Origin of the sequence: Pseudomonas sp. BAV 4579 (genome assembly GCF_009765395.1) — a bacterium.
GTDB lineage: Bacteria > Pseudomonadota > Gammaproteobacteria > Pseudomonadales > Pseudomonadaceae > Chryseomonas > Chryseomonas aestiva.
The window spans coordinates 1-8,536 of record NZ_WHOV01000189.1 but is presented as its reverse complement, the minus strand read 5'-3'; the positions used below and the strand labels follow the sequence as shown (position 1 = coordinate 8,536).

The window sequence follows — 8,536 nt, the reverse complement described above, 5'->3', positions numbered from 1 at the left end:
CATCATCGGGACATTTCTATTTGGCTGGATCGCGACATTAATAATTGGCCGTAACATAATGAGTTCGCATAATATATCTTATGTTAAATCGGGTGGGACGCATCTAGCATCTATCCTGTCTGGCCAAAAGGCTCAGCGGGAAGGATTTTCGAGATAGGGGCACAGCGGACGGATGGAAACGATGACACAGGACGACGTATCAGGCGACGGGCTGCGCGTTGGCCATGCCGTGTGTATGCGACACAAGACCGGCCAGCTGATCACGCTCTGGTTTGCCGGCAGTTTGGAGATCGACGATGAGGCGGTAGCGAAGCTGCAGCGCTACCACGACCAAAAGTTCGACCTGGGCAACTCCAGAGATATGAGCCCAGATGAGGCATTCAAGCGGCGGGATGCTCTTCGATATGGCGCTTGCAACACCCCCTAGGCGAAAAAGCGATCCTACGACGTGGCGGGGTTCGAAGTGTTGTCGCTGCCGTTCTTGACCCCCGCGAAACTCGCCACCCTGGATAAGCCGCCATGAGCAGCGCCACCGTCGCGCCGGGCAATGCGCTCTATGTGGTGACGGCCATGTTCAACACCCACCGGCAACTGATCGGCTAACATCCCTAACAGGCCAAGGCCGCTCGGATCTGCGCAGGCCTGCAGGCGTACCACGACTAGAAGCCGGAGCAACCGGAGTGGTTGAGGCTAGACCTGGTCCAGTTGCAGGCTGCCTGCAACGTCCTGACTACCCGGGTAGTACTGCACCCATCCGGCATCAATGCCAAACGCTGGCGGAGCTTCGTCGCCACGCCAAGCAAGTGGCTAGACGCCTTAACGTGGTTGACGCCGGCATGAGCAGATAATTCGAAGACAGCGATGCCCTCTACCTAGTTATCTGTGTGCACCTGCACGGTAGATCCACACTTGGAGCGATCGAAGGCAGGCACCAGGCGCAGCATCATTGCCAGAGCCTGACCGACTACCAAAATAGCGCTCCACATGAGCGCAAGCTATACATCAACCAAGCTGAGCATGACGAGTATGCCGCGGAACCACGGTCCTGGCCGGTCAGCTCGCCCAGGGGTACGTACAGCGGCTGGAACGGCGTCCCCTCGGGCGACTCGTCCAGTAGCGTCCAGACCAGTTGCTGACGGACCGTGAGCAATTGGGTGATTTCGGTCAAATCAGCACGGACGAAGCCTTGTAACGACGGTACAATCTGGCGAAGTGGCGTCTACACCACCACGTAGGCGAAAGGCGGTCCTACGACGTGATCGGGTTCGAGACGCCGCTGTTGCCTATACTGACATTCGGCCAAGCTGCCATGGGCGCTGGCATCTTAGCACGCGATGATTTGCCAGTAGGCTTTCAGCGAAATCCAGCGTGTTGGCCACATGGCTAAGCGTCGCGTTGGAAAGCAGCTGTTCTACCGCTCCGCGTCTGAAGGACTTGGGAAAACGTCGTCTAGTCATGTGTCATGAATATTTCCCGCGGCGGACACTATCTAGCTCAGATCAGTGGCCACTCAACGCGGGAGAACGCGGGAGATAACAGTTCACCAGGCTCGGTTGCTCAGACCTATCCATCGCCTCCCTACCCCGTCAAAGCTGCTCTTAAAAAATTCATGTCGCTAATCTCCTTCAAAACGGGAGATTGCGCTTTTGTATCTGTGATTCCAGCGCAATCGTACTCAATAGAATCATTACAGTGACCTGAGGCGAGAACGCCCGCAGTGCGCTCAGGGGATAACAAAGGTTCCGCCATTCTCAAGCTCTGCCTCTATGGGAGATGGACCATGTCTCACCTCAGCACAAAGGTCACCGCGCTGGCCGTCGCCCTCGGGTTGGCAAGTCTTGCGACCGCCAGCGACGCGGAAGAGATCACCTTCGTTTCCCAGGGCGGGGCCTATCAGGACGCCCAGGCAAAGGCCATTTTGGAGCCGGCCGCGCGCAATCTGGGCCTGACGTTGAAGCAGGACAGCTCGCCCAAGGCCTATCCGATCATCAAGACCCAGGTTGAAAGCGGGCGCGTCAGCTGGGACGTGGTCGATCTGCCTACCGGCGACTGCGTCCGCGGTCAGGCCGAAGGCCTGTTCGAGAAGCTGGATCCCCAGCTCATCCCGAACCTTGGCAAGCTGCCCGCTGAGCTGAAAGACGACTACATGGCTGGCTATATCAGCTATTCCACGGTGCTGGCCTACCGGACCGATGCCTTCGACGAGAAAAGCGCGCCCAAGACCTGGGCGGATTTCTGGAACACCAAGGATTTTCCCGGCGCCCGCGCCTTGCGCAATCTACCGCGCCCTACCCTGGAGATCGCCCTGCGCGCCGATGGCGTACCGGCGGACAAGCTCTATCCGCTCGATGTCGATCGCGCCTTCCGGAAACTGGAAGAGATCAAGCCGCACATCACCACCTGGTGGACCTCCGGTGGCCAGTCGGCGCAGCTCATCAGCGATGGCGAGGTGGACATGGTGCAGATCTGGAACGGTCGTGCCTCAGCCGTGCAGGCCGCCGGAGCGCCAGTGGCCTTCACCTACAATGACGGCATCCTGGAGACCAACTCTCTCTGCGTCCTGAAAGGCACCAAGCACCGGGACGCGGCGATGAAGTTCGTCAACGAGGCCATCAGCGCCAAGCTGCAGGCAGCCTTGCCGATGATCATCGACTACGGCCCGCTCAATCCGGAGGCCTTCACGACCGGCACCATCCCGGCGGCGCGGCAAGCCGTGCTGCCCTCCTCGCCGGAAAACCTGGCCAGGCAGGCGGTGCTCTCGGCCAAATGGTGGGCGTCGGCAGAGGGCGTGAAAGCCGAAGAACGTTGGCTGTCCTTCGTCCAGGCCAAATGAGCGGAGGGCCACGCCATGACCCCATTGACGACGATCCAGCCGCTGCCTGGCAACGCGGTGCCAGCACCGCCGCAGAGGCTGTTCACCAGCCCGGCGATAACCCGGGAGGAGCGCCGCGAGCATCTGACGATGGTGCTGCTGCTGATGCCCGCCCTGCTGATGGTGGTCGTGTTGCTGGTCCTGCCGCTGCTCTGGCTGGGCTTGCAATCCGTACAGGGTGAAGATGGCCTGTCGCTGGCCAACTACACCCGCATCTTCACCGAAGCCATCTACTGGGACACCTTTGGCACGACACTGCAGATCAGCGTCATCGTGACCGCCCTGTCCATCCTGCTGGGCTTTCCCATCGCCTATGCCGCAGCCCGTACCCGCGGCCTGCTATCGAGCGTCATTCTGCTGTGCGTGATCCTGCCGTTCTGGACCAGCGTGCTGGTCCGCTCCTATGCCTGGTTGGTGCTCCTGCAGCGTCGCGGCGTGGTCAACCAGACGCTCATCGACCTGGGCGTTATCAGCCGGCCCCTGGAGCTGGTGCACAATGCGACCGGCACCGTGATCGGCACCCTGCACGTCATGCTGCCCTTCATGGTGCTGCCGCTGTACTCGGTGATGAAGAAAATCCCCAACGACCTGCTGCTGGCGTCCGACAGCCTGGGCGCTCGGCCCTTCTACACCTTCCGCCGGGTATTCCTGCCCATGGCCGCCCCGGGGGTGATGGCTGGCTCGATCCTGGTCTTCGTCATCTGCCTCGGCTTCTTCATCACTCCGGAACTACTCGGCGGCGGACGCACCGTCCTGGTCTCCATGCTGGTCCAGCGCAACGTCGAGCTCTATCACGCCTGGGGCGCCGCCAGCGCCGTCGGCCTCACGCTGCTGGCCGTGGTGTTCCTGATCTTCTGGGCGGTGAACAAGGTGATTCCCATCGAACGTGTGTTGGGGGTGCGCTAATGAACATCCGCCAAGCGCTCAAGCCATCGCGCCTGCTGTTCACCCTTCTGGTAGCGCTGATCCTGCTGTATCTGGTGCTGCCGATCCTGATCGTCGTGCCGATGTCGTTTTCCGAAGCACGCTTTCTGCAGTTTCCACCCAAGGCCTATTCGCTGACCTGGTACCAAGCCTTCTTCGACAGCCTGGAATGGATGTCGGCGGCCAAGGTGAGCTTTATCACCGCCCTGGCCACCACGCTCATCAGCCTGCCGATCGGTATCGCCGCCGCCTACGCCATCAGCAATTCGTCGCTGCGGATCATGCGGACTCTGCAGCTCATCCTACTGCTGCCCATGATGGTGCCCATCATCCTGATCGCCGCGGGGGTGTTCTTCGTCTATGCGCGGGTAGGCATTATCAGCACGCTGTCCGGGCTGGTCCTGGCGCACATCATGCTGGCGTTACCCTATGTGATCATTGCCGTGCTGGCCGGGCTGCGCAATTTCGACATGACCCAGGAACTGGTCGCGCGCAGCCTAGGTATGAACCGATTCCGCGCCTTCATGGCGGTGACTCTGCCGCAGATCAAGCCCAGCGTGGTCTCGGCCGCGCTGTTCGCGTTCGTCACCTCGCTCGATGAAACCGTAGTGGCGCTATTCATCTCCGGTGGCAGCAACGAGACCCTCACCAAACGGATGTTCACTGCGCTGCGCGACGAAATCGATCCGACCATCGCCGCGATCAGCACCCTGCTGATCGTCATCACCCTGCTGATGGTGCTGATCGCCGGGCGTGGCGGCAAGGAACGGGCCTAGCCAAGAGACGCGGCCTCCAGACCGACTGGAGGCCGCGTGTTGTAATCGCCACTTTGCCGCCTCAAAGGGCTATCCGCCAGGACCCAAGTAGGCACGCTCCGCCTTTGGCATCCAGGCTCGCGCTCAGCGTTCCCTTTACCTGATTTCTACCTTGCGCATGACCCTGTCCAACAGACAAAACCTTCAAGCCACATCCGACTCGCAAAGACCAGGCCCAGACGGAGGGTCTGGACCTGGATAGCGGCGGGCTACGACGGGTTCAGGCTGCCCGGGGTACCACGATAGTGTCTTCCGGATGCAGGCGCAGCGACAACGGAGCGCCGATCTGCGGCAAGCGCAGATTGCCTTCGTGGTGGCTGGACTGGCGGAAGCTGATGCGCTGCTTGCCTTCCAGTTCGACGTAGATCTTCAGGCTTTCGCCCTGGAAGACGATGTCGGTCACCAGACCACGCAGTCGGTTCCAGTCGCCCCCTACCGTCTCGCTGTCTAGTAGCAGCTTCTCGGCCTGGACGGCCAGGAAGATATCTCCGGAAAGCGGAACGGGACGTGCCGTACGCAGGGGCGTCTGACCCAACAGCAATTCGCCGCCGTTACCCCGGGCCAGCGGCACCAGGGTGCTTTCGCCGATGAAGCTGGCGACGAAATCGTCGCCCGGATGATCATGCAGGCGCCGTGGGGTGTCCACCTGGACCAGCCGGCCGCCCTTCATCACGGCGATGCGATCGCTCATGGTCAGGGCTTCACGCTGGTCATGGGTGACATAGACCATGGTGGCACCCAGGCGCTTGTGCAGGGCCCGCAATTCGATCTGCATGACGTCACGCAGCTGCTTGTCCAGCGCGGACAGGGGTTCGTCCATGAGGATCAGCCTGGGCTCGAAGACGATGGCACGGGCTAGCGCTACCCGCTGGCGCTGGCCGCCGGATAGCGCAGCGATATCGCGGTCTTCGTAGCCTTTCAATTCGACCGTGGCCAGGGCTCGCAATGAACGTTCGCGGGCACCGGCCGCCTTCTCCCCGCGCGCCTTGAGCGGAAAGGCAACGTTCTCCAGCACGTTCATGTGCGGGAACAGCGCATAGTTCTGGAACACCACGCCTATGTCACGGCGGTGCGGCGGCATCAGGGTGACGTCGCGCTCCCCGAAGAGTATCCGGCCCGAGCTCACGCGGTTGAAGCCGCCTAGGATGCTGAGCAAGGTGGTCTTGCCGGAACCGGATGGGCCGAGCAATGACATGAATTCGCCCGCCTCGACCTTGAGGTCGACGTTGTCCAGTGCCCTGAGGGTGCCGTAGTGCTTGCATACCCGGTCGATGGTGACGGACTCGAAGCCTTCGTTGAAGCCCTGCATGATTCCTCCTGCGGCCTAGGGGCCGTGAGCCGGTGACGCTGTCATCTGACCATAGGGCCTGCTCGCGCAAATGCTCTTTTGCATCCTGACCCCATCGCTTCATGCTGTTCTGCAGCGGACCACGCACAGATTCTGTGCTAACCGGAGCGACGGGCGATCAGCGTCCGATCACGTCGAGAAACTGCTGCCACCCGGCAGCCAGGCGAACGCCCGGCGCGCGAAAGGCGTGCAGGGGAATTGGATGGAAGCCCTCGGCCACCATCAGGCCGAATTCGGGCTTTTCCCCCAGACTCAGGGCGGCGACCTGTTGGCCCAGATAGGTCGAGAGCGCAACCCCTCCGCCGTTGTAGCCAACGGCATAGAACTGACCATCGTCCAGGCGGCCGGCATGGGGTAGGTAGTCCAGGGTCATGGCGACCAGACCGGACCAGCGATGGTCGATGCGGATATTGGCGAGCGATGGAAATACCGTTCCCAGACTGCGCTCCAGGTCGCGGAAGGCGGCTGCCGAATCGTTGTTGCCGAAGGCGCCGCGCCCGCCAAAGATCACGCGGTCGCCGACCCGGCGAAACCAGCGCAGCATCCGCTTGGTATCACCGCAAACCTGGCCGCCCGGCAGGACCTGGGCGAGCACTTCTGGCGCCAGCGGTCCGGTGGCGATGATGGCGCTGCGAAAGGGAATCAGCCGGCGGTGCAGACTGGCGGTCGCCGGCGTCTGACTGGAGTAGCCGTTGGTGGCGTAGATCACCTGTTGCGCCAGCAGACTGCCCGCCGGCGTGCTCAGGCGAAAGCCGCTACCCTCCCGCTGTATCCGGGTGACCGGGCTGTGCTCGAACAGCCGGCCTTTGTGCTCGAGCAGCGTGCGCGCCAGACCCCGTGCATAATTGAGCGGATGGAGACCACCGGCCTTCGGCGTCAACAGCCCGCCATGATAGAGCGTCGAGCCGGTCAGTTCACGGACCTGCTCCCGGGAGATCATCACCGAGGACGCACCGCCGGTTTCGCGGCTGATCCAGTCGGCGGTGCTCCGCAGCCCTGCCAAGGCATGCTCGGTATGGGCGGCGGCGATATGCCCACCCAGCTGCAGCTGGGCCTCGTGCAGGCCCAGGCGTTCGATGTTTTCCGTCAGGGCATTGATGGCGGCATAACCCAATCGGTACATCTGCAGGGCCGCCTCACGACCGTGCCGGGCCATCATCCCGGCGAAGCTTGCGCGAAACTTGGGCGATACCACGCCGCCATTGCGACCACTGGCCCCCCAGGCCAGGCTGTTCGCCTCCAGCACTACCGGCGCCTGACCGGCCTGCACGAGGTGGTGTGCCGCTGCCAGCCCGGTGAAGCCACCCCCCACGATAGCCACATCGCAGCGGTGATCGCCTTGCAGCGACGAAACGTTCGGCGCGGGTACCGCCGTGGCGTTCCAGAGGGAGTCGGGAATCATCGCAGCCTCTGTCAGGAGAGAAAGGGACATCGTGCCTGCATGGCCTTCAGGCCGAGCGGCTCGAAAGTTCTGCGTCAACGGCGTCCGCCAGTTGCGCCAGCGAGTGGAAGTGATGGGTCGGCTCGGTGCGCTCGGATTCTAGGGTGCCGCCAGTGCCCTGCTTGTCGAAGCGCCGCTCGATCCAGCACGTCGGGTAACCCAGGCGCATGGCGACGCCGATATCGTGATACTGACTCTGGGCGGTGTGGACGATGTCTTCGAACAGGATACCGTCGGCAGACAGGGCGCCCCGGACGAAGGCGAAGTACTGGGGATCGGGTTTCTCGTAGCGCGAGTCGTCGATGGTGAATTCGTAATCGAAGGGGTTCTCCAGGGTCTGGGCCATGAAGTCCAGTGCCCAGCGCTGGGCATTGGTCATGGCTACCAGCTTGAAGTGCTTGCGCAGGCGCTTGAGGGCCTCTACCGAATCCGCGAAGGCCGGCCACTCCCTTACCGACTGGACCAGCCCCTTGGCGTGCGCCTCGCTGTCCGGCAGGCCGAGCTGCGCGGCCATGAGGTGGTAGCAGCGCTCGAGGTCGTCCGGAAACCAGCCTGCTTCCTTTCGGGCGCGGGCATAGCGGTACGCCTGCAGGATATCGTCGTCGCTGTGCGCCTTTCCGGCTTCGCCACTGACCTTGCGTACGTGGTTGAGGATGCCGGCTTCGAAATCGATGAGCGTGCCGACGACATCGAAGGTCATGGCTTTGAAGGGGCGGAAGGACATGGACGAATCTCCTGCGCTGAGCGATGTGAAGTGTCCTAAGTATCCGCGTGCCAGAATCCGCAGATGTTCCGTTTTGATACGAGGGTAAAATACAATCAACTGTTTTTTAGCGCCAAACGAATGCAATGGTCTTTTCGAATTACTGCCTGGCAGCGGCGGCGGTGGTAACGCCATTGTTAATTGTAGCCCGACGATGTTGAAGGATTCGGCTACCAGCCCGTACTGATTTGTGGCGGACGCGCAACTAATTGAGATAACCGTACAAAATGCGGCCAGAGCGTAGAGAACGCGTTCGGCAGCCGCTCGGACCGGACCAATTCGGCATTGGCCACCGCCGGCGCTCCCTAGGCTCTGTCTCAAAAGTCGACGCGCCAACAGCGATCAATGCAGGCCAGGGTGACCATCGCCTTGA

Annotated in this window: 7 protein-coding genes; 4 read left to right on the top strand and 3 right to left on the bottom strand. The window is 61.9% G+C overall.

The window, feature by feature from the left end:
- Positions 1-181: 181 nt before the first annotated feature.
- The 4 genes from GSQ95_RS24545 to GSQ95_RS24530 all read left to right on the top strand — a co-directional run bounded on the left by GSQ95_RS24545 (position 182) and on the right by GSQ95_RS24530 (position 4,572).
- Positions 182-427 (top strand): hypothetical protein, encoded by a 246-nt coding sequence (locus GSQ95_RS24545; RefSeq protein ID WP_158892519.1) that lies wholly within the window; start codon positions 182-184, stop codon positions 425-427.
- A gap of 1,353 nt (positions 428-1,780) precedes the next feature.
- Positions 1,781-2,833, top strand: coding sequence for an ABC transporter substrate-binding protein (locus GSQ95_RS24540; RefSeq protein WP_158892521.1), 1,053 nt, complete (start codon positions 1,781-1,783; stop codon positions 2,831-2,833).
- A gap of 15 nt (positions 2,834-2,848) precedes the next feature.
- Positions 2,849-3,778 (top strand): ABC transporter permease, encoded by a 930-nt coding sequence (locus GSQ95_RS24535; protein ID WP_158892523.1) that lies wholly within the window; start codon positions 2,849-2,851, stop codon positions 3,776-3,778.
- Positions 3,778-4,572, top strand: coding sequence for an ABC transporter permease (locus GSQ95_RS24530; protein ID WP_158892525.1), 795 nt, complete (start codon positions 3,778-3,780; stop codon positions 4,570-4,572). The genes GSQ95_RS24535 and GSQ95_RS24530 overlap by 1 nt, the downstream gene beginning before the upstream one ends.
- A gap of 259 nt (positions 4,573-4,831) precedes the next feature.
- Here the strand turns inward: GSQ95_RS24530 and GSQ95_RS24525 are convergent, their stop codons facing one another.
- From GSQ95_RS24525 to GSQ95_RS24515, 3 genes are all read right to left on the bottom strand, one after another.
- Positions 4,832-5,920 (bottom strand): ABC transporter ATP-binding protein, encoded by a 1,089-nt coding sequence (locus GSQ95_RS24525; protein WP_158892527.1) that lies wholly within the window; start codon positions 5,918-5,920, stop codon positions 4,832-4,834.
- Between the two features lie 157 nt (positions 5,921-6,077).
- The gene (locus GSQ95_RS24520) at positions 6,078-7,361 is read right to left on the bottom strand and encodes an FAD-binding oxidoreductase (RefSeq protein WP_158892529.1); all 1,284 of its coding nucleotides are present in this window, start codon (positions 7,359-7,361) and stop codon (positions 6,078-6,080) included.
- Between the two features lie 46 nt (positions 7,362-7,407).
- Entirely contained in the window at positions 7,408-8,124 is a 717-nt protein-coding gene (locus GSQ95_RS24515) for an HAD-IA family hydrolase (protein ID WP_158892531.1), read from the bottom strand.
- Between the last annotated feature and the right edge of the window lie 412 nt (positions 8,125-8,536).

What these genes read in the sequence shown, in the direction of transcription:
- GSQ95_RS24545 (WP_158892519.1), top strand. Translation starts at nt 182, where the DNA reads ATGACACAGGACGACGTATCAGGCGACGGGCTGCGCGTTGGCCATGCC.
- GSQ95_RS24515 (WP_158892531.1), bottom strand. Translation starts at nt 8,124, where the DNA reads ATGTCCTTCCGCCCCTTCAAAGCCATGACCTTCGATGTCGTCGGCACG.
- GSQ95_RS24535 (WP_158892523.1), top strand. Translation starts at nt 2,849, where the DNA reads ATGACCCCATTGACGACGATCCAGCCGCTGCCTGGCAACGCGGTGCCA.
- GSQ95_RS24530 (WP_158892525.1), top strand. Translation starts at nt 3,778, where the DNA reads ATGAACATCCGCCAAGCGCTCAAGCCATCGCGCCTGCTGTTCACCCTT.
- GSQ95_RS24520 (WP_158892529.1), bottom strand. Translation starts at nt 7,361, where the DNA reads ATGATTCCCGACTCCCTCTGGAACGCCACGGCGGTACCCGCGCCGAAC.
- GSQ95_RS24540 (WP_158892521.1), top strand. Translation starts at nt 1,781, where the DNA reads ATGTCTCACCTCAGCACAAAGGTCACCGCGCTGGCCGTCGCCCTCGGG.
- GSQ95_RS24525 (WP_158892527.1), bottom strand. Translation starts at nt 5,920, where the DNA reads ATGCAGGGCTTCAACGAAGGCTTCGAGTCCGTCACCATCGACCGGGTA.